This window comes from Gillisella vitis, from assembly GCF_021559775.1.
GTDB lineage: Bacteria > Pseudomonadota > Alphaproteobacteria > Rhizobiales > Rhizobiaceae > Allorhizobium > Allorhizobium ampelinum.
Map to the genome: position 1 here is coordinate 1,130,736 of NZ_CP056047.1, position 23,856 is coordinate 1,154,591.

The following is a 23,856-nucleotide window of genomic DNA, read 5'->3' on the forward strand; positions in this document are numbered from 1 at the left end:
TTCTGGGGGGCATGGCAATTGCAGCCCATCGGTGTGTTGCCCGTGTCATCATCCTGAAACACGAGTCTGATTTTGAGAGCATGCCAAAGCTGATCGTAAAGGACCATTCCCGTGAGCGACGAAACCGAAACGCGACATGTGAGAACCCTCTTCATTTCGGATGTGCATCTCGGCTCTAAGGCCGCAAAAACTGATTTTTTGCTGGATTTCCTGCGTGTTTACGATGCCGACACCATCGTTCTGGTTGGCGATATCGTCGACGGCTGGCGGTTGAAACGCAGCTGGTATTGGCCTCAGGGCTGTAATGATGTGGTGCAGAAATTGCTGCGCAAGGCGCGCAAGGGGACAAGAATTGTCTATATCCCCGGAAATCACGACGAATTCCTCCGGGGTTTTCCCGGAACCCATTTTGGGGGAATCGAAGTGCTGGACCAGATGATTCACGAGACGGCGGATAACAAGCGCTATCTGGTTCTGCATGGCGACCAGTTCGATGTGGTGGTGCGCAATGCGCGCCTGCTCGCCTATATGGGTGACTGGGCTTATGACATGGCGATTGCCATCAACGTGGTTCTGGCGGCTGTCCGCCGCCGGATGGGCATGCCCTATTGGTCATTTTCTGCCTGGGCCAAGCTACAGGTCAAGCATGCGGTCAATTTTATCGGAGAATTCCAGAAAGTCGTTGCCGACGAAGCGCGCCGCAACGACGTGCATGGTGTGATCTGTGGCCATATCCATCATGCTGTCATGGAGGATGTCGGCGGTATCCATTACATCAATACCGGCGATTGGGTGGAAAGCTGCACTGCGGTCGCCGAACATCATGACGGTCATTTTGAATTGATCGAATGGGGTACGCGCTATAATGCCGCTGATCAACCGCGCCTGCTGGGTCCGCCGGAGCCGATTCGCATTTTTCCGGTGGAAAACCCCGCTGGAACAGAAACGCAGGCGGCACGCTGCAACGCCTAAAATGGTTATAGGTGACAAAAGCCTGTGGACCGAAGTGTTGCCCATAGGTTGATCGACACTTTTCCCGCAAAGATCAGTGGAATTGTCGCGCGGGAACGATATATAGTCGTCAGCATCAAGCCGATGGCGGCTTGCCCACTCTCTGAGTGATGGCTTTGAAAGTGTATACGTTTTGAGTTCCGGTCAGATGGACAATGCCACGGTCGATGCCGAACAGCTGGAAGGGGAGGCCGGGCAGCGGCTTCGCCTGAGTGGTTCGTGGCGCAATACCACGGTTGATACCGTGATTCCAAAACTGCTGGAAATGCGCGAAACGCTGAACGGCCATGTCGAGATCGACATTACCGGCATTTCAAGTCTCGATACATCGGGCGCATGGATTATCCGCCGCATCGAACTGGCCGCCGCCAAGCACGGCGATGTGCAGATTGTCGGTGGCAGCGACGCGATGCGGGAGCTGATTTCCGCGCTGCCCGAACAGCCGCCCTTGCCAGAAAAGGTCGTGGATCACCGTCCCTTCTTCCAGCGGGTGTTAGAGCCGGTTGGCAAGATGAGCGTCAGCCTGTTCGAAGACGTCTTGGCCATGAGCTATGTGCTCGGCTCGGCGGTGCGTGGCACGCAGTCCAAGGAAAGACGCGGCGGGCGGGCGTCCATCGCTTCCATCGTTAATCAGCTGGACCATATGGGTCTGCGAGCGGTGCCGATCATCCTGCTGATGTCCTTCCTGATCGGGGCGATCATTGCCCAGCAGGGCGCTTTCCAGCTTCGCTATTTCGGCGCGGAAGTCTTTGTGGTCGATCTGGTCGGCATTCTACAATTGCGCGAGATCGGCGTTCTCTTGACCGCCATCATGATCGCCGGCCGTTCGGGCAGCGCCATCACCGCTGAAATCGGCTCGATGAAGATGCGCGAGGAAGTGGATGCGTTGAAGGTTATCGGCCTCAACCCAATCGGCGTTCTGGTGTTGCCGCGTATCGTCGCTCTGGTCATTGCACTGCCGCTTCTGACGGTTATCGCCAATTTTGCGGCACTTTACGGTGCTGCGGTCGTGTCTTTTGCCTATTCCGGCATTACCTTTCAGGTCTTCGTGACCCGTCTGCATGACGCCGTGGATTACGCCACCTTCGCTGCCGGCCTGATCAAGGCGCCCTTCATGGCTGTGGTGATCGGCATCGTCGCGGCGGTGGAGGGCATGAAGGTTGGTGGCAGCGCCGAGTCTCTCGGCCAGCACGTCACGGCTTCGGTGGTCAAATCGATATTCGTCGTCATCCTCATGGATGGGCTGTTTGCCGTATTCTACGCAGCGATCAATTTTTAAGGGGCCGCCGTGGAACAGCAAGACCTGAACAATCAAGACAGAGACAATCACCCGACACAGGAAGTGCCGCCGCTCAAGGAAGGGCGCGAAGCGGTGCTGTCCGTGCGTGGTCTGACTGTCGGTTTCGGTGAAAAACTGGTGCTGGACAATCTCGATCTCGATGTCTATCGCGGCGAAATTCTTGGTTTTGTCGGGGCTTCGGGTGCGGGCAAATCGGTGCTGATGCGCACGGTGTTGAGGCTTTTGCCCCGCCAGGCCGGTCAGATCCATATTCTGGGCGCAGACTACGATGCGGTCAGCGCTGCCGAGCGTTCCAATCTCGATACGCGCCTTGGCGTGCTGTTCCAGCATGGCGCCTTGTTTTCCGCCCTGACGGTCAAGGAAAACATCCAATTGCCGATGCGGGAATATCTGAAGCTTCCGCAAGTGCTGATGGATGAACTGGCCTATCTGAAAATCCAGATGGTTGGCCTTTCTGCGGATGCCGGGGACAAATACCCCTCGGAATTGTCCGGCGGCATGATCAAGCGGGCGGCTTTGGCGCGTGCGCTGGCGCTTGACCCGGACCTGGTGTTTCTCGATGAACCGACCTCCGGCCTCGACCCAATTGGCGCTGCCGAGTTCGATGATTTGATTGCCCGTCTGCGCGATACGCTGGGGCTGACCGTCTATATGGTGACCCATGACCTCGACAGCCTGTTTTCGGTCTGCGATCGCATCGCTGTGCTCGGACAGAAACGAGTCTTGGTTGAAGGACCGTTAACGGATATGCTCGCCTGCGACGATGACTGGGTCAAATCCTATTTCCGGGGCAAACGGGCGCGCTCCATTCCCAAACATCAGGAAATGCGCGGCACCCGCGCGATTGCCGGCACGATTGATTGAGATCCTATGGAAACCAAAGCAAATTACACCATCGTCGGCTTGTTCACGCTTCTTGTGATCCTTGCGGCATTTGGTTTTGTCTACTGGATGGCCGAATATGGCCGTGGTGGTCCAATGTCACCACTGACCATCCGCATCCCTGGCTCCGCCAATGGTCTGAGCGTCGGCTCGCCGGTGCGTTTCAACGGCATCCAGATCGGCTCGGTCGTTTCCTTGAGCATCGACCGTGATGATCCGGCCTTTTCCATCGCTGAGACGCAGGTGCAGCAGGATGCGCCCATTCGCTCCAATACCAAGGCGGCGCTTGAGGTTCAGGGCCTGACCGGTGCGGCCTATGTCGAAATGTCGGGTGGCGTTGGTGGCGACGATTTGCTGAAGAAAGCCCAGGAGACCGGCAAGACGGCAGTCCTGGTGGCCGATCAGTCAAGCCTGACCAATCTTCTGGCGACAGCCGACAAGATCATGAAGCGCGCCGATGACGCCATCGCCAATGTTCAGGGTTTCGTCGCCGATGCGCGCGGGCCGTTGACCAATACGATGCGCAACGCTGAAACTTTTTCCAAGGCTCTGGCCGACAATGCCGATGGTATCGACACTTTCCTGAAGAGCGTGAGCGCGCTTTCCGATACGATCACCGGTCTGTCCGGACGGCTTGATTCAACGCTTGCGGCGGCCGAAGATCTGCTGAAGGCAGTGGACCGCAACAAGGTCAACCAGATCCTGACCAATGCCGAAACCTTTACCGGCAAGATTGCCGATGCCTCCGACAAAGTCGGTGTCGCCGTCGACAATTTTTCGGCGACCGCCAAGACCTTCAACGATTTTGGCGTGAAGGCTGAGGGAACGCTAGGACAGGTCAACGCGCTGATTGCCGCGATCGATACGCAGAAGGTCTCGCGCGTCGTGGATGATGTTTCCGTGGCCGTAACCGATGCCCGCAGTGCTGCTGCCAATGTCCAATCGGTGACCGAGACCTTCAAGGATCGTAAACCGGATATCGACCAGGCCATCAGCGACTTTACCCAGCTTTCCAACCGGTTGAACAATGCCTCGACCAGGGTCGATGGCATTCTGGCCAAGGTCGACGCGCTGCTGGGCTCCGACGATACCAATTCGCTTTCGGCTGAGGCCAAGCGCACGCTCCAGTCCATTCGCGCCGTGGCTGACAATCTCAACCAGAAGATCGGCCCGATTGCCGACAACCTGTCGAAATTCTCGTCTTCGGGCCTGAAGGACATTCAGACGCTGGTCAACGATACGCGCAGCACCGTGAAGAACCTGGATGACACGATCAGCAATTTTGACCGCGATCCACAACGGCTGATCTTCGGTGGCGACAACGTCAAGCAATATGATGGGCGGACAAGACGGTGACAGGTTTTTCCGTGAAAAAGGGACAGATGATGGGGTATTCTTTAGCGGTTCTGCGTCCGATGGCGGCTTTGCGCGCCGCTTGTGCCCTGTCCATTCTCGGTGTCATGCTGGCGGGCTGCGGTACATCTCCGAACGACACATACGATCTGGCCAGTATCCGTGCCGCCACCACGACACAATCGGCCCAGAAACGGCAGGTTCTGGTTGCCGATCCAACCGCGCTGAAAGTGCTCGACAGCGACATGATCGTGGTGCGGGTGTCCGGCACGGAAATGCAATATTTGGCCAAGTCGCAATGGAGCGACAAGCTGCCGCGCATGGTGCAGTCAAAACTGGTCGAGGCTTTCGAAAATACCGGTAAGCTCGGCGGCGTCGGCAAGCCGGGGCAGGGCCTGGCAATCGATTATCAATTGCTGTCCGATATCAGGACCTTCGAAGTCGAGGCCGGCGGTATTCGCCGTGCCAATGTCGAGATTTCCGTCAAGCTGCTCAATGACCGCAATGGCAGTGTGATTTCCCAGAAGGTGTTTTCCGCCAGCGTTCCCGCTCGTGGCGGCGATAATCAGGCGCTCGTCAACGCTCTGTCGCAGGCTTTCGCCAAGGTTAGCGGCGATATCGTCAACTGGACGCTGACGACAATCTGATCCTTGGAGGCAACGCCGTCACATGACGGCGTTGCTGCCGACCGGGATCTGGTCGAGAATCCGTCTGAGTGTGATCAGGCCACCTTCGGCGATGCTTCGATCCCGTCCTTCGCTGAAACCGGCGCGGATATGGTGGAAGACCCGCGATGAACGGGCCGGTTTGAACTCGTCCTCATCGTCGATCAACACGCCCTGGTCCAGCGCGGCCTGCTTGAATGTGCCAGACAGCCATGGCTCCGGCAGTTTCAGCCAGAAATACGGCAGGCGTGGATGCGAGCGGAATTCGTAACCTTCGAACAACTGCCGGACAATCTGTTCCCGAGCCGAAAGCTCTTCCAGCACCCGCCCGCGAATATCGTCGGCAGCCCCCGACAACACCAGGCGCGCCGATAATTCCGCCAGCAGGAAGGGCAGGCCACCGCAGACCATTTTCTGGGTGACGCGGACGCGCTGGCTCATATGGTCAGGGCAGGCGACCCAGCCGCCGCGCACCCCGGCCGCCACGGATTTAGACAGGCTGTTGAGCAGAAATGTCCTGTCTGGCGCCAGTTGGGCCAGCAAGGGAATGCCATCGTCGACCAGCGCTCCATAAATGTAATCCTCGATCAGCCAGACATTATAACGGCGGGCGATGTCGACGATCTCCAGCCGCCGTGACAGGGGCAGGCAGGATAGCGTCGGATTTTGGCCCGATGACATGATGAAGGCTGCCTTTGGGTGCTCGCGTGCGCAGACCCGTTCAAAGTCCTCCGGCATGATGCCGTCATGGTCTGAATCCACCAACGCAATCTGGCGACCCATCAGCGAGGCGCTACGGGCAATCTGTGAATAGGTCAGGTGTTCGCAAACGATCCGGTCACCGGTGCCGCTGATCGCGGCGATCACCGCATTCACTCCGGCATGTACACCCATCTGTGGAACGATATTGGCAGCCTCTGGGCTCCAGTCGCCATTCGATAGCCAGCGGCGGCCCGCTTCCAGCCAGTCGGGTAGCAGGGTCCGGGTGTAGCTGGCGATCTCGTCCGGTTGATCGCGGGCAATGTCTGTCATCAAACGGCCGATAATATCCGCCTGGCCGACATCGATGGCAGCAGTGGTGTCAAAACGCAGCTTGCCCGGCGGCGGCGACAGCGTTCGCGTGCCGCCATAGGTGAGGGTAACCGGATCGCGATGAATATCGGTTTCGCTCTCGGCCAGGCTTGACTGGACGTAAGTGCCGCGCCCGACTTCACCAGTCACCAGCCCACGTTCCCGCAACAGCGCATAGGCTCGGGTAATTGTCCCGATTGTTACCTTCAAATCAAAGGCAAGATCCCGCTGCGGCGGCAGCTTTGCGCCGGACGATAACCTCCCGGTCTTGATATCCGCCTCTGCCCGATCCGCAATCCTGATATAAAGCGGACCCTCTGCTGTCGAAAGGTCGGGGAGCCAATGTGTTACCATGACAATTATCCTTATTGTCACCTTCAATAGTACGATTGTATCTATAAATGCACGGATAACAAGTGACGCAATCGAAGATTACGAGATTTCAGGATAATGGTGATGGTGACAATAGATACAATTATCTTGCGGGACACGGATGTTGCTGGCAATGCCCAGTCAAGCAATCATCACGACAGTGTTTTGCGTGGTCCTGTATGGCGGCTCTTGAAAAATATCGGGACGGTGAGGGGACGGCTGAAGCGGTGGCAGGTTACGCGCCGGACCCGAAAGGACCTTACGGATCTGGATGCGTGTCTGTTACGCGATATCGGCATATCGCGTGACGAAGCCCGCTTGGAAATGCGTAAGTCTATTTATCTTCACTGGACAGCTGAACTTTTGCCGCCGCATCATCATGCGCCGATCAAGTTCCCCATGCTGTAGTCCAGCCGATCATTTAGCATGATCGTCAGAATTTATAACCGACCATCACGCCCGCCCGGGTCATCCCATCATTCGGATCGCAGAGATCGGCGTTTGAAGCGTGCTCGATCTGCCCCATGATGCTCCAGGTCTTGTTGATGCGGTAGCCGAGCGCTGCATATTCCCGAAACAGCACGCGGCAGCCAAGATCAGGGCCGTTGCGGTGTTGCTCATCAATGGCGCCATCATGGATCACGCCGCCAAATCCTGCTTCGATAAAGGCTTTGGAGGAGAAGATGTCGGTCGTCCAACTGAAGCCGGCATAGATCTGATTGTTGAGGCTGTCGCCACCGATTTCTCCGCCGACATGAACCCTTGGCCGTGCGAGGCTGTCAAGGAAACCGGAGGCGGAATCGCGGGAGAATGGGTCGAACAACATGGTGACTTCACCGGCCCCGCCATGTTCATGGCCCTGGATCGAGGTGACGGCCCCGAAACGCAATTCATCAAAAACAGTGTCGCCCGCAAATGCTGTTTGGGTGGTGATCGTAAACAGTAAAAGGCCGACCAAGGCCGGTGCTCTTATCGAAGACAGCGCAATCATTATTATTCAAATTCCTCGTTCGAATCCCGATGATTCGCCGAGGTTTAATTTGCCAATTTTTCCAAGCAAACGCAGTGTCAAAATCGCCACGCTGGACATTTATCGCAGCGGGCAAGGCGATGTAGCGCGTTTCAGTGTTTGATCGAAACGTTAATGGCAGGCGGAGGATCCGTTTGCCCAGCGCTTGACGTCGGCGGAAATACGGCCTGACAGAGGCTCGTTCATGACGGGTCCGAAGGCCTGAAGCCTGGCGGGCGTGCCTTGCGCCATGACCACCAGCAGGGGACGGATGTCGCCACTGCCCTTGCGCACCAGAAGAATGCGCGGCTGGCCTGAATAGGAGGTCAGTTCGGCATCCATGCGATAGGATTTGAAGGCCGGATCTCCGGACTTGAACCAGCAGGATGAGGCGCTGACCATAACCCGCTCCATCACGTCAAGGGCGCTTTGCGGTTTTACGGCGGCAGGCGGCGTCGGCTTGCAAGCACCCAGCATGGCGAGACCCGCAAGGGCGATCATAATAAGTGGCTTGCGCATGGGTGAATCCGAGTCCGGTTTTAAATTCAAATCAACAACCGGTCTCAGGCTGCGGCGACGACGTCGAGAGCGGACGCAAACAGGCCCCGACCGTCATTGCCGCCATGGGCGGCTTCGATCAGGTTTTCCGGATGCGGCATCATGCCCAGCACATTGCCCTTGGCGTTGATCACGCCAGCAATATTGTTGAGAGAGCCATTTGGATTGGTGCCTTCGGCGTAGCGAAACACCACCTGGCCATTGCCTTCGATGGATTGCAGTGTGTCGGGGTCAGCAAAATAATTGCCGTCGTGATGGGCGACCGGGCAGCGGATGATCTGGCCTGCAGCATAAGCGCGGGAGAAATCTGTATCGTCATTGACGACTTCCAACTTCACTTCGCGGCAGACAAATTTCAACGACGCATTGCGCATCAGCGCGCCTGGCAGCATGCCGGCTTCCAGCAGGATTTGGAAACCGTTGCAGACACCGAGAACCTTGACGCCCTGATCGGCCTTGGCCTTGATGGCCTGCATGACGGGCATGCGCGCGGCAATGGCGCCGCAACGCAGGTAGTCGCCATAGGAAAAGCCGCCGGGAATGACGATGAGGTCGACATCCGGAATTTCGGTTTCCGTCTGCCAGATGGTGACGGGTGGGGTGCCGGAAATCTTGGTCAGAGCCGCGATCATATCGCGGTCACGGTTCAGGCCGGGCAGTTGAACAACGGCGGATTTCATGGCGTCGGCTCCCACTTGACTGTCGATTCCATACACTTCTAGGTTGATGTTTCAACCAGACGACCTCTGGATCTCTTGTGATGTCATTTGCCTTGGAAAGATCGGCTTGCGTTCTTCCCAAGGTAAATCCTAAAGCGTCATGCGTCTTATTAAACGCATTGCGGCTTTGCCGTCCCCGTCACCGGGAACAGTCCGTTCAATCGATCGAGATCGCGTAATTTTCGATCACGGTATTGGCCAGCAGCTTTTCGCACATGGCTTTCAATTCCGCTTCTGCTGCAGCCTTGTCGGCGGTATCGAGCGACAGGTCGAAAACCTTGCCCTGACGGACATGGTTGACGCCACCGAAGCCAAGCGCGCCGAGCGCTCCTTCGATAGCCTTGCCTTGCGGGTCCAGAACGCCGTTTTTCAACGTAACGGTGACGCGAGCCTTAATCACGAGTGTGTCTCCAGAACTACTTGACCAGAACCGGGCCGGTGCCGCGAACGGGTTCGTTTTCATTGATGATGCCGAGACGGCGCGCCACTTCCTGATAGGCTTCCAGCAGCCCGCCCATATCGTGGCGGAAGCGGTCCTTGTCCAGTTTCTCGTGGGTTTCGACGTCCCAAAGGCGGCAGCTGTCGGGCGAAATCTCGTCGGCCAACACGATGCGCATCATGTCGCCTTCGTAGAGGCGGCCGCATTCGATCTTGAAATCGACCAGCTGAATGCCGATACCGAGGAAAAGCCCGGAAAGGAAGTCATTGACGCGGATGGCCAGCGCCATGATATCGTCCAGCTCAGCCGGATTGGCCCAGCCAAACGCGGTGATATGCTCTTCCGAGACGATCGGATCTTCCAGCGCATCGGATTTATAATAGAATTCGATGATGGAGCGCGGCAGAACCACGCCTTCCTCGATGCCGAGACGCTTGGACAGGGAACCGGCGGCGACATTGCGCACAACGATTTCCAGCGGGATGATTTCCACTTCCTTGATCAGCTGCTCACGCATGTTGAGGCGACGGATGAAGTGGGTGGGAATGCCGATCTTGTTCAGATGCGTGTAGACATATTCGCAGATGCGATTGTTCAACACGCCTTTGCCGTCGATAACATCATGCTTTTTCTTGTTGAAGGCTGTTGCATCATCCTTGAAAAACTGGATCAGCGTGCCCGGCTCAGGACCCTCGTACAGGATCTTGGCCTTGCCTTCGTAAATACGGCGGCGACGGTTCATGACGGTTTGTCTCTATTGTTGGCGTCGCACAAGGGACGCTCTGTGTCACTGGTTGAGGCGGTCCATAAAGGAAAACGCGGCTTTTCACAATCCGGCTCTTGCCCCTTCCTTGTTTTTCTGGTCGCGCCCTTGTTCGGGTGCGTTCCTACAGGCTGCCTGCTTCCTCCCGAACAATCCCCAATGCAGATATTATCGGCCAGGGAGAATCGCGATCCGTCACAGCAGCCCAGGATATTATCTTTAGCACAGCGGTGCCGAACCACGAAATCCATGGCCGTAGAAAGCCATGGATAAGTCAGTCCTCGGCGGAAAGCTTGCTGAGAAACTGAGCAAACACCATGGTGCCTTCCGGCCAGGGACCATGACCGGACTCGGCATTGAGATGGCCTGCCTCGCCTGCATCGACGACAAGGCCTCCCCAAGCCTTTGCAATATCCTCGGCATGGTCATAGGTGCCAAACGGATCGTTGCGGCTGGCGACGATCAGTGTTGGAAAAGGCAGGGGCGTACGGGGATAGGGACCGAACGTCATCAGGTGGCGGGGCCGGATTGCCGAATTGGCCACGTCCGGCGGCGCCACGAGAAAGGCACCGGCCACCTTGCGTTGGAAATGCGGCACGGCATGCACGATCGTTGGCACACCCAGCGAGTGGCCCACCAGCACGACAGGTTTTTCGGCACGGTTGACCTCTTCCACCAGCCGCTTCACCCAATCTTCCCGGACAGGCTTTGCCCATTCGGCCTGCTCAACGCGGCGCGCGGTGGACAATTTGCCCTCCCAACGGCTTTGCCAATGGTCCGGCCCGGAATTGGTATAGCCGGGAACGATCAAAATTTCTGCTTGTGATGCCTTCATGCCGCTTATCTGCGATCCGTAGCGCCTTGCGTCAAGAGTGTGAGCGCGGCAAGGATAAAAGAAAATGGTTTGTCTTGCCTACCAATATTGACGGGGGCCCACGGACGGGATTACCTTGCCCGGCATATTCTGGGAGGAATTCATGTCAATATTTGCTGTGCGGAGTGCCGTGTTTACGGCTCTGATTTTTCCATCATTTATGTATGCATCGGGCGCCTATGCCGCCGGCACATGCGGCGATATCAGCAATAGCGGCGGGCATCCGCCCGAATTGACCATAACTGAGGCAAAATCCGTTTCTGGCGATGCCGAGATGCCGCGCAGCCATTGCCTGATCCAGGGGGAGCTGGCGGCTCACCAGGGCATTGACGGCAGAGCCTATGCCATCCACTTCGAAATGCGGCTCCCGGACGATTGGAATGGCCGTTTCGTCCATCAGTTCAACGGAGGCAATGACGGCAAGGTTTTGGCCGCAACCGGCCCGTTGCTTGGCGGCAACAAGGCGGACAATGCGCTCAGCCGTGGATATGCGGTGGTTTCCAGCGATGCTGGCCATGACGAGGCGACATTTCCCGACAAGGGGCTTGCCGGTTCAGCTGCCTTTGGCTTCGACCCGGTCGCCCGCCAGGATTATGGCTATAGTGCCGTCGCCAAGCTCAATCCTTTGGCCATGCGGCTGGTGGAACAGTATTATGGACAAAAGATTGCCTTTCGCTACGGTATAGGCGGTTCAAATGGTGGCCGGCATGCGCTGATGGCCGCCACAAGGCTGCCGGATCAGTTCGATGGTCTGCTGGTCGGTTATCCCGGTTTTAACCTCCCTAAAGCCGCTCTTCAGCATGCATGGGACGTGCAGTCCTGGGCCAAGGTCGATCAGGATATCGCCAAAGCCTTTTCTCCCGCCGACATGGCGCTTCTTGCCAAGGGCATTCTTTCCGCCTGCGATGCCTTGGACGGTCGGGTCGATGGGGTTGTCGGCAATGCGGATGCCTGCCAGAGCCGTTTCAATCTCGCCTCCCTGGCCTGCAAGGCTGAAAAGCAGCCGGATTGTCTTAGCCAGGACCAGATCGCTGCGCTTCGTGCCAGCCATGCGGGCCCGAAAAACAGCAAGGGCCATGCGCTGTACAGCAATTGGGATTGGGACCCGGGCATGGGGTCTGCCAATTGGCGTCTTTGGAAATTGCAGAGTCCTGTTGCCGCTTGGGGCGGCAAACCGATCATTGCTGTGATGGGGGCTGGTTCGCTGGCTCAGATCTTCACCACGCCGCCCGTGCCGGTTAATGGAACGCCGGAGGATCTGCAAAAGTTTTTGCTCGACTTTGATTTCGACCGGGATGCGCCGAAGATTTTTGCAAAATCTGGCCCGTTCACGGAATCTGCCGCAGACTTCATGATTCCGCCCGATAGCGCCAATCCGCATTTGAAGGCATTTAAAGCGGCGGGCCATAAGATGATTGTTTTTCATGGCAATGCCGATCCGGTATTTTCAGTGCTCGATACGGTCAAATGGTATCGCAAACTCGACAGTAATAACGGTCGCAAGGCGGATGATTTCGTCAAATTCTACCGCATCCCCGGCATGCCACACGGGGCGGGTGGCCCCTCATACGACGATTTTGATTTCTTCACACCGCTTGTCGCCTGGGTGGAGAAGGGCGCGGCACCCGGTCCGGTATCAGCAGGGATCACCAAGGACAACAAGGAGGCGTCAGCACTCACGCCGGGGCGCTATCTTTACTGCCCCTATCCCCTGGTTGCTCATTACGATCAAGCCGCTGCCGGCTCGGACTCCATCCACTTCAAATGCCGCTAAGGTAAATGAAAGCATCGGACAGGGAGCCAGCTGTCCCCTTTCCAGGCCGATAGCGGTTTTGTTATGAAGGCATCGCGCATTTTCACATGCGCGATGCCTTCATGATTTTATAAATCATTCAGTCGTCCGTTTAGGTCGAGATTTTACGTGACTGACATTGCACGTATTGGTAGTTTTTCTTAATATTGATTTATGTCTTCTGTTGAGCAAGCAAGAGCAATCATTGGGTGATTATTTTTAAAATAAACCAATAGATAGAATTATTGATCCATAATTTAGTTTATTTTCTAGTTGTATTGCCGATTTTTAAGTCGAATTCTATCTATATGAGAGAAATTGGATCGAATATCAGTGGCCAGTGGAATTTTAGTGAGCGACGGGCGATAATTGTAAATATTATTTAAGGTCACTGGGTGCAGAAATATTTCTTCTCCGCAGGGGTGGGGCGTGACAAGGCAACCGTATTTTGGGTTAACATCTCTTGGTTTTACTCTTCAATATTCCAACGCTGATGATCTGCCTCCTGGTCGGATGGACCTTGAATTCTGTCCTGATGAGCATCAGTTGGTTTTTCGACCGTAAATCCAACCAGTTGGGTATGTGGAGTATCGGTTTTTGGTGTGTTTCAATCGGTACATGCTTGCAGGCTTTGCGCGGTATCGTTCCTGAATCTCTTGGTATCGGGGTTGGTGGAGCACTGGTGCTTTTGGGGTCTGGGCTGGTTTGGGTTGGGTTTCGGATCTTCGATGGATTTTCCCGTTCCCGGTGGTTTGTGGTCGCAATAACTGCGATTTGGCTCCTATGCTATTTTGGAGTGAAGATTTTTTCCGCCAATCCGGATTACAGAATCATCCTCTACACAATTTTGACTGTTACGCAGCTCAGCGCTTTGGTCGCTTCGATTTGGTCCGGCTGGAAGCGTGACCATTTTCCAGTTCGCCTCGTCATTATCTTCATGCTGCTGTCCTACGGCTTCGTCATGTTGATGCGCATTCCGCTGGTGATGATCTGGCCGGTGACCGAAATTGGTGGCGTTGCCCAAACGCCATGGGTTCCGGTTGTTACCTTTATTTTATATGTCAACAGCCTCGGGTTGGGGATTGGCATTTTTGCGCTCAGCAGCCATCGAAGCCTCATGCAGTATAAGCACGCCTCCGAGATCGACATGCTGACCGGCGTTCTCAATCGCCGCGCTTTCTATGAGCGTGCCCAGTCACAAATGCACAAGAATGCTGGTGTTCTGGCGTTGATCGATCTCGATCATTTCAAATACATCAACGATGCGCATGGACATGCAGGAGGGGACGCAGCCTTGTGTGCCTTTGGGAAAACGATGATCGAGCAACTCGATGGAAACATGGTGTTTGGCCGGCTTGGCGGGGAAGAGTTTGCTTTGTTCATGCCGCAAATGACAGGTGGTGAAGCGCTGGCCTTTTGCGATGGGTTGCGGCAATCCGTTGCCCGGCTCACAACACCCTGGCGTGACGCGACAATCACCATGACCATCAGTATCGGCATGCATGAGGTGGTCAAAGCTGGCGCGGATCTTGATGCGGCGTCTCTCCGGGCGGATGCAGCGCTTTATCGTGCCAAGGATCAGGGAAGGGATCGTTGTGTTTTGAGCGCTGCGGAGGAAGCCGTGGCGCAGAAACCGGACGAGGGGATGGCGACCGTCATCGCGCTTACCGGTGCAAAACCAGCGGCGGTACCTGAACTATCGTGATGTGTTGAAAATTGCTGGTAAGGGGAATGCCAAGCGCCATCTTTGAGGGCGCTTGGCAAATTCTTTTTCATCAGAGGTCCGATGTGTTCAATCGGATCTGAAACTCACGGTCATGCGGTGGCTGCTGCCTGGGCTTCGGCGTCGATTTCGCTCGCACGGCGGTAGGCATCGCGATCGGTCATCCGGGCAATGTAATCGGTAAAGACCGGACGTGCTGGCACGCTGTTGACCCTCAGCGAGAAGGACAGATGCGATGCAAGATAAAGATCGGCAGCGCTAAAGCTTTCGCCAGCGATATACGGGCCCGCGGTAATTGCCGAAGCAACCACATCCATCATGGTATCGATACTGCCATAGCCAACCATACCGCGGCGTTCATCGGGGACGGCAAAGCCACAGGCCTGGCCAATGACGGCGGCTTCCACCGGACCTGCAGTGAAGAATAGCCAGCGATAATAGTTGCCGCGGTTGCCAAGATCAGGGGCAAGGCCTGCCTCAGGAAAAGCATCGGCCAGATAGGCAAGAATGGCTGGCGTTTCCGTCACCACCGTTTTGCCGTGGCGGATAGCCGGGACTTTGCCCAGCGGGTTGATGGTGGTGTAGTCAGCCGCCTTCATCGCGGGACCATAGGCGACCAGTTCGGTCTGATAGGGTTGGCCGATCTCCTCCAGCATCCAGCGAACGATGCGTCCTCTGGACATGGGATTGGTGTATAAAACGACTTGCTCGGTCATGGTACTCTCTTCCCCATAAAATCATAGAATACGAAGGCGCAAAGACGTTCACGGATCTTCGCCTGACAAGAATTTCAAATATCCCAAATGTGTGAAAGGCTTAAGATATTCGACAATAAAATACGGAAAGTCATTTTCAATGGCTCTCTCTATAACGCGAAAACCCGGCGCGGTGGCCGGGTTTTGCAAAGCGTTTGACGGCTCAGGCAGCCATGGCAGCCCGAAGATTTTCATCGACCTTGTCGAGGAAAGCGGTGGTCGACAGCCACGGCTGGTCGGGACCGATCAGCAGCGCCAGATCCTTGGTCATGTAGCCAGCTTCGACAGTGTCGACGCAAACCTTTTCAAGGGTGAGGGCGAACTTGGCCAGTTCGGCATTGTCATCCAGCTTGGCGCGGTGCGCGAGCCCACGGGTCCAGGCAAAGATCGAGGCGATGGAATTGGTCGAGGTTTCCTGGCCCTTCTGGTGCTGACGATAGTGACGGGTCACGGTGCCGTGCGCGGCTTCGGCTTCGACCGTGCGGCCATCCGGCGACAGCAGAACCGAGGTCATCAGGCCGAGCGAGCCGAAGCCCTGCGCAACCGTGTCCGACTGGACGTCGCCGTCATAGTTCTTGCAGGCCCAGATATAGCCGCCGGACCATTTCAGTGCAGAGGCAACCATGTCGTCGATCAGGCGATGCTCATAGGTAATGCCCGCAGCGTCGAACTGAGCCTTGAATTCGGCCTGGTAGACTTCCTCGAAAATATCCTTGAAGCGACCGTCATAGGCCTTCAAAATGGTGTTCTTGGTGGACAGATAGACCGGCCATTTGCGCATCAGGCCGTAGTTCATCGAAGCACGGGCGAAGTCGCGAATCGAATCATCCAGGTTGTACATGGCCATGGCCACACCGGCGGACGGTGCGTCGAACACGTCCTTCTCGATCACCTGGCCGTCTTCGCCGACGAACTTGATGGTCAGCTTGCCCTTGCCGGGGAATTTGAAGTCGGTTGCCTTATACTGGTCGCCGAAGGCGTGACGACCGACGACGATCGGCTGGGTCCAGCCGGGGACGAGGCGGGGAACGTTTTTGCAGATGATCGGCTCGCGGAAAATAACGCCGCCGAGGATGTTGCGGATCGTGCCGTTCGGGCTTTTCCACATTTCCTTCAGGTTGAATTCCTTCACGCGGGCTTCGTCTGGCGTGATGGTGGCGCATTTGATGCCGACGCCGTGCTTTTTGATGGCGTGGGCGGAATCGATCGTCACCTGGTCATTGGTTGCATCGCGGTTTTCTACCGAGAGGTCGTAGTATTCAATCTCGAGATCGAGATAGGGAAGGATCAGCTTTTCCTTGATGAACTGCCAGATGATACGGGTCATTTCATCGCCGTCGAGATCGACGACCGGGTTGGCAACCTTGATCTTTTGCATAAGTCTTCCTCATCGATAGGGCGGCTTTAATTCGGCCGCGTCTCTGTCCATATGACCGGAGTTGCCTATAGCATTCTCGCAAGCCAAGGCAAACAGGAAGCCGCGTGTGGACTTCATTTTAGCTTGAGCGCGCTTTGCCTTCCGCCTCTTGCATTTTGGGCTGTTTATGCCCATGCAGGCGTAAATTTGCAGGGTTAAGTGAATAATTGCAGGAAAGGCGCCATGGCAGGCACAAACAGCGAGCGCGAGCTTATCGCCGAGGGACCGGCAATTATTCTGGTGGAACCCCAATTGGGCGAGAATATCGGCATGGTGGCCCGTGCCATGGCGAATTTCGGGCTGGCGGAGCTGCGTCTGGTCAATCCGCGTGACGGCTGGCCCTCGGAAAAAGCCCGGTCCGCCGCATCCAAGGCCGATCATGTCATCGATGGTGCCAAGCTTTACGATACGCTGGAAGAAGCACTGGCCGATCTGAATTTCGTCTATGCGACCACGGCTCGCCAACGGGACAATTTCAAGCCTGTTGCCTCGCCGGTGACGGCGGCCTCAACTTTGCGAACCCGGTTTCTGGCTGGTGAAAAAACCGGAATTCTTTTTGGGCGTGAAAAATCCGGCCTGAAGAATGAGGATGTGGCTCTGGCCGATGAAATTGTCACCTTTCCGGTCAATCCCGCTTTCGCGTCGCTGAACATCGCTCAGGCTGTGCTGCTGATGTCCTATGAGTGGATGAAATCCACCATGGACGATGTCACCCAGACGCCGTTTCAGGGCGTCGATCAACTGCCTGCCAGTAAGGAAGAAGTTATCGGCCTGTTCGAGCATATGGAGGATGCACTTGATGCCAGGGGATATTTCCGGCCGATCCACAAAAAGGCACGAATGATCGACAATCTGCGTGCTGTGCTGACGCGACGTGGTTTCACTTCACCGGAAATCAATGTCATGCGTGGCGTGGTCTCGTCACTCGACCGGTTCTCCCGCCGCAATCCGCGCGGCGCTGGAGCGCCTTTGGAGGGCGACGCAGTGGACGGCATTGAGAGGGACGAAGCTGATGGTAGCGGGCATGAACGAGATCAGGACTAAACTAAAGCCGATTCTGGTGTTTGATTCCGGTATTGGCGGCTTGACCGTCCTGCGTGAAGCCCGGGTGCTGATGCCGGAGCGCGGCTTTATTTACATCGCCGACGACGCTGGTTTTCCCTATGGCAATTGGGAGGAGGAGCCGCTCAAAGCGCGGATCGTCTCCTTGTTTGCCTCTCTTCTGGCGCAATATGATCCTGAGGCGGTGATCGTTGCCTGTAGCACGGCCTTCACGCTGGCGGGTGCCGCGCTGCGCGAAGCCTTTCCCGGCATGCGCTTCATCGGCACCGTGCCCGCCATCAAGCCTGCCGCCGAGCGTAGCCGGTCTGGCCTGATTTCCGTGCTGGCAACCCCTGGCACCGTCAAACGCGCCTATACCCGCGATCTGATTCAGTCCTTTGCCAGCCAGTGCGAGGTCAACCTCGTCGGCTCTCAACATCTGGCCCGGTTGGCTGAAGCCTATATTCGCGGTGAGCCGGTGGAAGAGGCAGTGCTGAATGCCGAGATCGCGCCGTGTTTCATCGAAAAACAAGGCGCGAAGACCGATATCGTCGTGCTCGCCTGTACCCATTATCCGTTTCTTGCCAATGTCTTCCGCAAGCTGGCTCCCTGGCCGGTGGATTGGCTTGACCCTGCGGAAGCCATCGCCCGCCAGGCGCGGCGTCTGGTGCCTGTTGTGGACGAGGGCGCGCATTCGGACGACTACGATTTCGCGGTCTTCACGTCAGGCCAGCCGGTATTTTCCACCCATCGACTGATGCAGGGTTTTGGCCTGCGCGTGGCGGCAGGCTGACGTTTGTTACGGAAATAGCCAGAATATAAATTATCGCGTTCGCGCGTGGAGGCTCTCAGTCAATTGTTCGACCAGGCAGGCAAGCTGTCGCAGACATTCGTCCCAGGCCAGTCGGACTCCCTCTTGCGATACCGTATCCGGAATACCGGATTGAACGATTGACAGGTCCGTTCCTCTTGCTGCCGGCTTCAGCTGGATGACGGTCTCGACCCGCGCAGTCCAGAACGGGTCATCCATTCTTTCTGTGTAGCGAATGCGCTCATTGAGGACCAATTCATCGAATTCGCCAATCATCACGTAACTTAAATCTGACGTGGTGCTGCTAAAACGAATCCTGTAACCGCCACCTTCGCGTCCATCGAAATGAAGCGGTTGGCAGGTAAAGTCCTTCCTCTGCATCCATTGTACAACAGCCTGCTCGTCAAGAAACGCTTTATAGACGCGACTGATCGGAGCCTGGATGAGTTTATCAACGCGAATGGAAAATGCCATTCCGAGACCTTTCGCGCCCATAGGGCTATAGGTGTTCTTAAAAACAGTAGATATTCAAGGTTGTTTCATCATTTTGGAAGTGGATACACTTTAAACAGCACCCGTCCGGTGTTGCGGCGATCTTTATAGGACGCCATGCGAGGGTCAACTATCTAAAGATTTCAAGCTATTTTTTTTGTTATTTCGTCTCACGCGAAATGCGATGCCGAGGCTAAGTCGCTAACGTTGAATTATTTAGAAGTGGGCTTTAATTATCCAGATAAAAACTATTGAGCATTCAACGTGTTATTGCGATTTTTATAAAATCGGACCTGCTTGAAGAACACCAATATCTGGAAAATCTAGAGTGCTACAACGACACAGAAAGCGCGATGTCATTATCGGAAAAACACCAAAAATGCTTCATCGTTTTCAAGCGAAGGCAGGCAACCTGGTCTTTGCAGGGCTCATCCTAGGGTTGTTTTTCTTGATAAATGTCAGTTATTCGCGGCAAATATTGTATGAATGTCTTCTGATGTTGGCTTTTGGTGGCGTCTTGAATTTTTGTCCGGTTCAATTGCCGCTTTATATCGATGCTCCACACGCTCGCGCATTCTCACCCTCAAGAGGGTGCAAAAACTTTAAGTCCCTGATGCATCGAGATTTTGGGGCACCGATATGCTTTGTCTTCCCGTGCGATTTGTCTTTTTCGGCAAAGCGGGCGACCGTATTTTTATGGCCAAGCACCATCCATTGAAATTGTCGCGAGTCATTTGGAATGCGGCGGTGACTTGTGCTACAGATTTTATCCCGCCGCCATTCATGCGGCTCCTAAGAGATTTGAAACAGCTTGTTTGCCGAAATCGTCATTGTTGTCCTGCTCACTATCTTGAACGGCGTATTGGCAATGTCCGAACTGGCGGTCGTCTCCGCCCGTCCGGCGCGTCTGCGAGTTCTGGCCGAAGCCGGTCATCGCGGTTCTGCCGTTGCCATCCGGTTGGCTGAAAATCCCGGTCGTTTTCTGTCAACCGTGCAGATCGGTATTACCCTTGTCGGCGTTTTGTCCGGCGCATTTTCGGGAGCCACTCTCGGTGCTCGATTGACGCAGTGGCTTTTGCTGCAAGGCATGTCAGAGGCTCTGGCCAGTACGCTCGGCGTCGGCTGCGTCGTGGTTGGCATCACCTATTTGTCGTTGATTGTCGGTGAACTGGTGCCCAAGCAGATCGCGCTGCGAAACCCTGAAATGGTCGCCTCGCGCATGGCGGGTGCCATGCTGATCCTGTCCAAGGTTTCGCTGCCGCTGGTCTGGCTGCTGGACGGCTCGGGGCGGGCGGTCCTGTCGCTGCTCGGCCAGAAGGGCGCATCGTCAGGCACGGTGACGGATGAGGAAATCAAGACGGTCTTGGCCGAAGCACAAAGTGCTGGTGTCATCGAATCGGAAGAATCACAGATGATTTCCGGCGTCATGCGCCTGGCGGACCGCACTGCACGGGGTCTTATGACGCCGCGCCGTGATGTCGAACTGATCAGCGTCGATGACACGATTGAGGAAATCCGCCAGGCTCTGCGTGAAAGCCAGCATTCCCGTCTGCCGGTGCGCAACGGCAATTCCGATGAAATCGTCGGGGTCATGCTGGTGAAAAACTTCTACGATGCCTTGGCCAATGGCGGCACGGTCGACATCCGCTCGATTATCAGCGATGTGCCGATCGTATCGGATCTGGCGGGTGCCATCGATATCATCCAGTCAATCCGCAAGACGGTTCTGCATATGGTGCTGGTCTATGACGAATACGGCCATTTCGAAGGCATTATCACGTCAGGCGATATTCTGGAGGCGATTACCGGTGCCTACCAGGAAGAGGGCGAGGAAGAGCCGGCGCTGCTGATGCGCGAGGACGGTTCTTATCTGGTGGCCGGCTGGACACCGATCGACGAATTCATCGAGCATATCCGTGTGCCTGTGGATGACGACCCGGATTTTACCACGGTCGCAGGCTATGTGCTGGATGAGTTGAAACGCATTCCGGCGCTAGGCGAAAGCTTCGTCAAGAATGGCTGGAAATTCGAGGTTGTCGATCTGGATGGCCGGCGCATAGACAAGCTGCTGGTGTCGCCAGTTCTGGCGGACGATCCGGATTGATTTCAGCCGCGATTGCCTGTGGGTTTCCGCGAGAAGACACAGGCATCTTCTTTTACTATCTGTTAGGAAATACGGATTGAACGGCGTTGCCGCATCGCGGTGCAGGAACGCGTCATCATTCCATCGTGAGGGAACATATAAGGTGCAGGTCGGGATCGATATGGGAACAGTGGCGGGTGGCCAACCTGCCAGGCTCGATATCGAGGAGCTATTGGCGACCCGTCTTCTTGTTCAGGGCAATTCCGGTTCCGGAAAATCGCATCTTCTGCGGCGTCTATTGGAGCAATCTGCCCAATGGGTGCAGCAGGTCATCATCGATCCCGAAGGGGATTTTGTGACGCTCTCGGAAAAATACGGCCATCTGGTCGTAGACGGGGAGCGTAGCGATGCCGAATTGATCGGGATTGCCAACCGCATCCGCCAGCACCGCGTTTCCTGCGTGCTGACGCTGGAAGGGTTGGATATTGAGCAGCAAATGCGCGCAGCCGGTGTGTTTCTGAACGGCCTGTTTGATGCCGAGCGCGAGTATTGGTATCCGGTTCTGGTCGTGGTCGATGAGGCGCAGATGTTTGCCCCCTCGGTCGGCGGTGATGTCTCCGAAGACGCCCGCAAGCTGTCGCTGGGCGCCATGACCAATCTGATGTGCCGTGGCCGAAAGCGTGGCTTGGCAGGTGTGATCGCTACGCAGCGTCTGGCAAAGCTTGCCAAGAATGTCGCAGCTGAAGCCTCCAACTTCCTGATGGGCCGCACCTTTCTCGATATCGATATGGCGCGTGCAGCCGATCTTCTCGGTATGGATCGCCGCCAGGCGGAAATGTTCCGCGACCTGAAGCGCGGCAACTTCGTCGCCCTTGGCCCGGCGCTGTCACGCCGTCCCTTGCCGATCGTGATTGGTGATGTGGAGACCTCAGCGCGCTCCTCCAGTCCGAAACTGATGCCTTTGCCCGATGCGCCGCAGGACGTGGAAGATCTGATCTTCACGCCGGATCCTGAAGAATTTAACCGCCCGCTCGTTCGCCGTGCTCCGCCAGCCCCCCGTCCGACCACCGATATTCTGGCCGAACTGGCCCGTGCAACGCCGGTAAGCGTCGAGGATGTCGCCCCACAGAGATCGTCACAGCCGGAAATTACCGCCGAGGAACGCGAGGAGCGGATGGCGGCGGTATTGGCTGAAATTCTCGAAGATCCGCAGGCGGCCTATCGCACCGATTCTGTTCTCTATCAGGAATTCCTGGTTCGAGCCCGCATGCGCCGGGTCGGCGGTCCACCGATGGCGATGGGTGAATTTCGCCGCCGCGTCGCCGTGGCGAGGGCTGATGTCGATGAAGAAACCGCGTCCTCTGACCGCTGGCAGGAGGCGCTGTCTTTATCAACGCGGGTTTCGGATGACTTGCAGGGCGTTTTCCTGCTGATCGCCAAGGCAGCCATCCGGTCCGAGCCTTGCCCCTCCGATCTTCGGATCGCCCGTGCTTACGGTACCCATTCCGCTCGCCGCGCCCGCCGGCTGCTTGGATATTTCGAGGAGCAGGGCATGGTCGTGGTGCATACGGATTTTTCCGGGAAACGCATCGTGGCCTTCCCCGATCTGGAATCAGAAACCAAGCCCGGTGATCCGAACGCAGCCGATATGCCGGATAGCCGCAGTGCTGCGGAATAGAGTTTATGCCACGGTTTTGAACATGCAGCCTTGCTGACTGGCCAAGTTGTGCCGCAATGGCTGCCCATGATGGGCTGATGACCAAGTTTTCCCTAGCCCTCCGACGGAGGCATGTCCTGAGCCTTGCTTCTTTGAGTTTCCTGGGTTTTCTGACATCCGGCCAAGCCGCATCTCTTGCACCCGGTGAAGTGCCGCTTTGGCCGGGCCGGGCGCCGGGCGGTGGTGGCCCTCGGCTTGGCCGACGCACCATTCACAAGGCGGCATTGCTGCGGATTGCTACGCCAACCCTGCGGATGGTCCGTCCGCAAACCTCAAATGGGACAGCCGTGCTGATTGCACCCGGCGGCGGTTATCATTTCGTTGAGGAACGCAAGGAGGGCGAGGCCGCCGCGCAATGGCTCGCCGCCCGTGGCGTCACCGCTTTCATTCTCACCTACCGTCTTCCGGGCGAAGGCTGGTTTGTCGGTCCCCGCGCGCCCTTGCAGGATGCCCAGCGGGCCTTGCGGCTGATCCGGGCGCAGGGTGATGCACTTGGCCTCGACCCTCAGAAAATTGGCAGTATGGGATTTTCCGCCGGTGGGCATTTGATGGGCATGCTATCGACACGCTTTGCCGAGCCGATCTATTCGCCGGTCGACAATGCCGACACACTGTCGGCAAGGCCGGATTTTACCCTGCTGGCCTATCCGGTGATTACCCTGAAGGCTCCTTATAATCATACCTGGACCCGGGTTGAGATGGTCGGCAAACATCCCAGCGATGCCGATGTAGCGGCCTGGTCGGTGGAAACCCATGTTGGTTCCACTTGCCCGCCGGTCTTTATGGCCCATGCCAAGGACGATCCGGTTGCCAATATCGAGCATTCCCGGATGATGCAGGCGGCTTGCCGCAAGGCCGGTGTTTCCGCCGATCTGGTCGAACTTGAGCAGGGCGGTCACGGCTTTGCCATGGGCGAAGGGAGCATGGGGAAAACGCCCAGGCCGCCGGTGGTCTGGACACCGGCGCTTGAGGCATGGATGCGGGACCACAATCTGGTTTGATCCAGCAT

The 23,856-nt window shown here is 56.4% G+C and carries 23 protein-coding genes; 13 read left to right on the forward strand and 10 right to left on the reverse strand.

Going from position 1 to position 23,856, the window contains the following annotated elements:
• Positions 1-111: 111 nt before the first annotated feature.
• From AVCG78_RS05260 to AVCG78_RS05280, 5 genes are all read left to right on the forward strand, one after another.
• A complete protein-coding gene (locus AVCG78_RS05260) occupies positions 112-972 on the forward strand; it encodes a UDP-2,3-diacylglucosamine diphosphatase (protein ID WP_015915778.1) in 861 nt (286 codons plus the stop codon).
• A gap of 187 nt (positions 973-1,159) precedes the next feature.
• Positions 1,160-2,290: an ABC transporter permease gene (locus AVCG78_RS05265; protein ID WP_071204449.1), complete on the forward strand. Its 1,131-nt coding sequence runs from the start codon at positions 1,160-1,162 to the stop codon at positions 2,288-2,290.
• A gap of 24 nt (positions 2,291-2,314) precedes the next feature.
• The gene (locus tag AVCG78_RS05270) at positions 2,315-3,175 is read left to right on the forward strand and encodes an ABC transporter ATP-binding protein (RefSeq protein WP_015915780.1); all 861 of its coding nucleotides are present in this window, start codon (positions 2,315-2,317) and stop codon (positions 3,173-3,175) included.
• Between the two features lie 6 nt (positions 3,176-3,181).
• Positions 3,182-4,549 carry an MlaD family protein gene (locus AVCG78_RS05275; protein ID WP_015915781.1) on the forward strand — a complete coding sequence of 456 codons (1,368 nt, stop codon included), beginning with the start codon at positions 3,182-3,184 and terminating at the stop codon, positions 4,547-4,549.
• Positions 4,550-4,578: 29 nt separating this feature from the next.
• The gene (locus AVCG78_RS05280; RefSeq protein WP_409050105.1) at positions 4,579-5,193 is read left to right on the forward strand and encodes an ABC-type transport auxiliary lipoprotein family protein; all 615 of its coding nucleotides are present in this window, start codon (positions 4,579-4,581) and stop codon (positions 5,191-5,193) included.
• A gap of 18 nt (positions 5,194-5,211) precedes the next feature.
• Here the strand turns inward: AVCG78_RS05280 and AVCG78_RS05285 are convergent, their stop codons facing one another.
• On the reverse strand, positions 5,212-6,636 hold the full coding sequence (locus tag AVCG78_RS05285; protein ID WP_071585270.1) for an aminotransferase-like domain-containing protein: 1,425 nt from the start codon (positions 6,634-6,636) through the stop codon (positions 5,212-5,214).
• A 96-nt stretch (positions 6,637-6,732) separates the two neighbouring features.
• Here AVCG78_RS05285 and AVCG78_RS05290 point away from each other — a divergent pair, with 96 nt between their 5' ends.
• Positions 6,733-7,062 (forward strand): DUF1127 domain-containing protein, encoded by a 330-nt coding sequence (locus tag AVCG78_RS05290; RefSeq protein WP_081355502.1) that lies wholly within the window; start codon positions 6,733-6,735, stop codon positions 7,060-7,062.
• A gap of 25 nt (positions 7,063-7,087) precedes the next feature.
• On the opposite strand, the gene AVCG78_RS05295 is transcribed toward AVCG78_RS05290, so the two are convergent.
• From AVCG78_RS05295 to AVCG78_RS05320, 6 genes are all read right to left on the reverse strand, one after another.
• A complete protein-coding gene (locus AVCG78_RS05295) occupies positions 7,088-7,645 on the reverse strand; it encodes an acyloxyacyl hydrolase (protein WP_071204452.1) in 558 nt (185 codons plus the stop codon).
• 150 nt (positions 7,646-7,795) lie between these two features.
• Complete coding sequence (locus tag AVCG78_RS05300) at positions 7,796-8,182, reverse strand: hypothetical protein (RefSeq protein WP_234665074.1); 387 nt, start codon at positions 8,180-8,182, stop codon at positions 7,796-7,798.
• A 44-nt stretch (positions 8,183-8,226) separates the two neighbouring features.
• On the reverse strand, positions 8,227-8,901 hold the full coding sequence (gene purQ, locus AVCG78_RS05305) for a phosphoribosylformylglycinamidine synthase subunit PurQ (RefSeq protein ID WP_071204454.1): 675 nt from the start codon (positions 8,899-8,901) through the stop codon (positions 8,227-8,229).
• 196 nt (positions 8,902-9,097) lie between these two features.
• Positions 9,098-9,340: a phosphoribosylformylglycinamidine synthase subunit PurS gene (purS, locus tag AVCG78_RS05310; RefSeq protein ID WP_015915787.1), complete on the reverse strand. Its 243-nt coding sequence runs from the start codon at positions 9,338-9,340 to the stop codon at positions 9,098-9,100.
• Between the two features lie 16 nt (positions 9,341-9,356).
• Positions 9,357-10,121: a phosphoribosylaminoimidazolesuccinocarboxamide synthase gene (gene purC, locus AVCG78_RS05315; protein WP_015915788.1), complete on the reverse strand. Its 765-nt coding sequence runs from the start codon at positions 10,119-10,121 to the stop codon at positions 9,357-9,359.
• Between the two features lie 295 nt (positions 10,122-10,416).
• Entirely contained in the window at positions 10,417-10,977 is a 561-nt protein-coding gene (locus AVCG78_RS05320) for an RBBP9/YdeN family alpha/beta hydrolase (protein WP_015915789.1), read from the reverse strand.
• Between the two features lie 142 nt (positions 10,978-11,119).
• Here AVCG78_RS05320 and AVCG78_RS05325 point away from each other — a divergent pair, with 142 nt between their 5' ends.
• Entirely contained in the window at positions 11,120-12,790 is a 1,671-nt protein-coding gene (locus AVCG78_RS05325; RefSeq protein WP_071204455.1) for a tannase/feruloyl esterase family alpha/beta hydrolase, read from the forward strand.
• Between the two features lie 553 nt (positions 12,791-13,343).
• Entirely contained in the window at positions 13,344-14,513 is a 1,170-nt protein-coding gene (locus AVCG78_RS05330) for a GGDEF domain-containing protein (protein ID WP_174089661.1), read from the forward strand.
• Positions 14,514-14,623: 110 nt separating this feature from the next.
• Here AVCG78_RS05330 and AVCG78_RS05335 read toward each other — a convergent pair whose 3' ends face one another.
• The gene (locus AVCG78_RS05335; protein ID WP_071204457.1) at positions 14,624-15,247 is read right to left on the reverse strand and encodes a glutathione S-transferase family protein; all 624 of its coding nucleotides are present in this window, start codon (positions 15,245-15,247) and stop codon (positions 14,624-14,626) included.
• Positions 15,248-15,449: 202 nt separating this feature from the next.
• Positions 15,450-16,664, reverse strand: a complete 1,215-nt coding sequence (locus AVCG78_RS05340) for an NADP-dependent isocitrate dehydrogenase (protein ID WP_015915793.1) — start codon at positions 16,662-16,664, stop codon at positions 15,450-15,452.
• Between the two features lie 222 nt (positions 16,665-16,886).
• Between AVCG78_RS05340 and AVCG78_RS05345 the strand changes: the two genes are divergently transcribed.
• The gene (locus AVCG78_RS05345) at positions 16,887-17,747 is read left to right on the forward strand and encodes an RNA methyltransferase (protein ID WP_071585267.1); all 861 of its coding nucleotides are present in this window, start codon (positions 16,887-16,889) and stop codon (positions 17,745-17,747) included.
• Positions 17,728-18,537, forward strand: coding sequence for a glutamate racemase (gene murI / locus AVCG78_RS05350; protein WP_071204459.1), 810 nt, complete (start codon positions 17,728-17,730; stop codon positions 18,535-18,537). Before AVCG78_RS05345 ends, murI begins: the two co-directional genes overlap by 20 nt.
• Positions 18,538-18,567: 30 nt before the next feature.
• On the opposite strand, the gene AVCG78_RS05355 is transcribed toward murI, so the two are convergent.
• Positions 18,568-19,029 carry an SRPBCC family protein gene (locus AVCG78_RS05355; RefSeq protein WP_071204515.1) on the reverse strand — a complete coding sequence of 154 codons (462 nt, stop codon included), beginning with the start codon at positions 19,027-19,029 and terminating at the stop codon, positions 18,568-18,570.
• A gap of 829 nt (positions 19,030-19,858) precedes the next feature.
• Between AVCG78_RS05355 and AVCG78_RS05360 the strand changes: the two genes are divergently transcribed.
• The 3 genes from AVCG78_RS05360 to AVCG78_RS05370 all read left to right on the forward strand — a co-directional run bounded on the left by AVCG78_RS05360 (position 19,859) and on the right by AVCG78_RS05370 (position 23,848).
• Positions 19,859-21,151 carry a hemolysin family protein gene (locus AVCG78_RS05360; protein ID WP_071204460.1) on the forward strand — a complete coding sequence of 431 codons (1,293 nt, stop codon included), beginning with the start codon at positions 19,859-19,861 and terminating at the stop codon, positions 21,149-21,151.
• A gap of 142 nt (positions 21,152-21,293) precedes the next feature.
• Positions 21,294-22,808: an ATP-binding protein gene (locus AVCG78_RS05365; RefSeq protein WP_071204461.1), complete on the forward strand. Its 1,515-nt coding sequence runs from the start codon at positions 21,294-21,296 to the stop codon at positions 22,806-22,808.
• Positions 22,809-22,885: 77 nt separating this feature from the next.
• Positions 22,886-23,848: an alpha/beta hydrolase gene (locus AVCG78_RS05370; protein WP_234644277.1), complete on the forward strand. Its 963-nt coding sequence runs from the start codon at positions 22,886-22,888 to the stop codon at positions 23,846-23,848.
• Positions 23,849-23,856 lie beyond the last annotated feature (8 nt).

Bases quoted from the DNA above. Each gene is read 5' to 3' on its own strand.
- AVCG78_RS05290 (WP_081355502.1), top strand. From the start codon at position 6,733: ATGGTGATGGTGACAATAGATACAATTATCTTGCGGGACACGGATGTT.
- purQ (WP_071204454.1), bottom strand. From the start codon at position 8,901: ATGAAATCCGCCGTTGTTCAACTGCCCGGCCTGAACCGTGACCGCGAT.
- purC (WP_015915788.1), bottom strand. From the start codon at position 10,121: ATGAACCGTCGCCGCCGTATTTACGAAGGCAAGGCCAAGATCCTGTAC.
- AVCG78_RS05330 (WP_174089661.1), top strand. From the start codon at position 13,344: ATGAGCATCAGTTGGTTTTTCGACCGTAAATCCAACCAGTTGGGTATG.
- AVCG78_RS05340 (WP_015915793.1), bottom strand. From the start codon at position 16,664: ATGCAAAAGATCAAGGTTGCCAACCCGGTCGTCGATCTCGACGGCGAT.
- AVCG78_RS05275 (WP_015915781.1), top strand. From the start codon at position 3,182: ATGGAAACCAAAGCAAATTACACCATCGTCGGCTTGTTCACGCTTCTT.
- AVCG78_RS05300 (WP_234665074.1), bottom strand. From the start codon at position 8,182: ATGCGCAAGCCACTTATTATGATCGCCCTTGCGGGTCTCGCCATGCTG.
- murI (WP_071204459.1), top strand. From the start codon at position 17,728: ATGAACGAGATCAGGACTAAACTAAAGCCGATTCTGGTGTTTGATTCC.
- AVCG78_RS05355 (WP_071204515.1), bottom strand. From the start codon at position 19,029: ATGGCATTTTCCATTCGCGTTGATAAACTCATCCAGGCTCCGATCAGT.
- AVCG78_RS05335 (WP_071204457.1), bottom strand. From the start codon at position 15,247: ATGACCGAGCAAGTCGTTTTATACACCAATCCCATGTCCAGAGGACGC.
- AVCG78_RS05285 (WP_071585270.1), bottom strand. From the start codon at position 6,636: ATGGTAACACATTGGCTCCCCGACCTTTCGACAGCAGAGGGTCCGCTT.
- AVCG78_RS05320 (WP_015915789.1), bottom strand. From the start codon at position 10,977: ATGAAGGCATCACAAGCAGAAATTTTGATCGTTCCCGGCTATACCAAT.
- AVCG78_RS05345 (WP_071585267.1), top strand. From the start codon at position 16,887: ATGGCAGGCACAAACAGCGAGCGCGAGCTTATCGCCGAGGGACCGGCA.
- AVCG78_RS05325 (WP_071204455.1), top strand. From the start codon at position 11,120: ATGTCAATATTTGCTGTGCGGAGTGCCGTGTTTACGGCTCTGATTTTT.
- AVCG78_RS05265 (WP_071204449.1), top strand. From the start codon at position 1,160: ATGGACAATGCCACGGTCGATGCCGAACAGCTGGAAGGGGAGGCCGGG.
- AVCG78_RS05280 (WP_409050105.1), top strand. From the start codon at position 4,579: ATGGGGTATTCTTTAGCGGTTCTGCGTCCGATGGCGGCTTTGCGCGCC.
- AVCG78_RS05370 (WP_234644277.1), top strand. From the start codon at position 22,886: ATGACCAAGTTTTCCCTAGCCCTCCGACGGAGGCATGTCCTGAGCCTT.
- AVCG78_RS05295 (WP_071204452.1), bottom strand. From the start codon at position 7,645: ATGATTGCGCTGTCTTCGATAAGAGCACCGGCCTTGGTCGGCCTTTTA.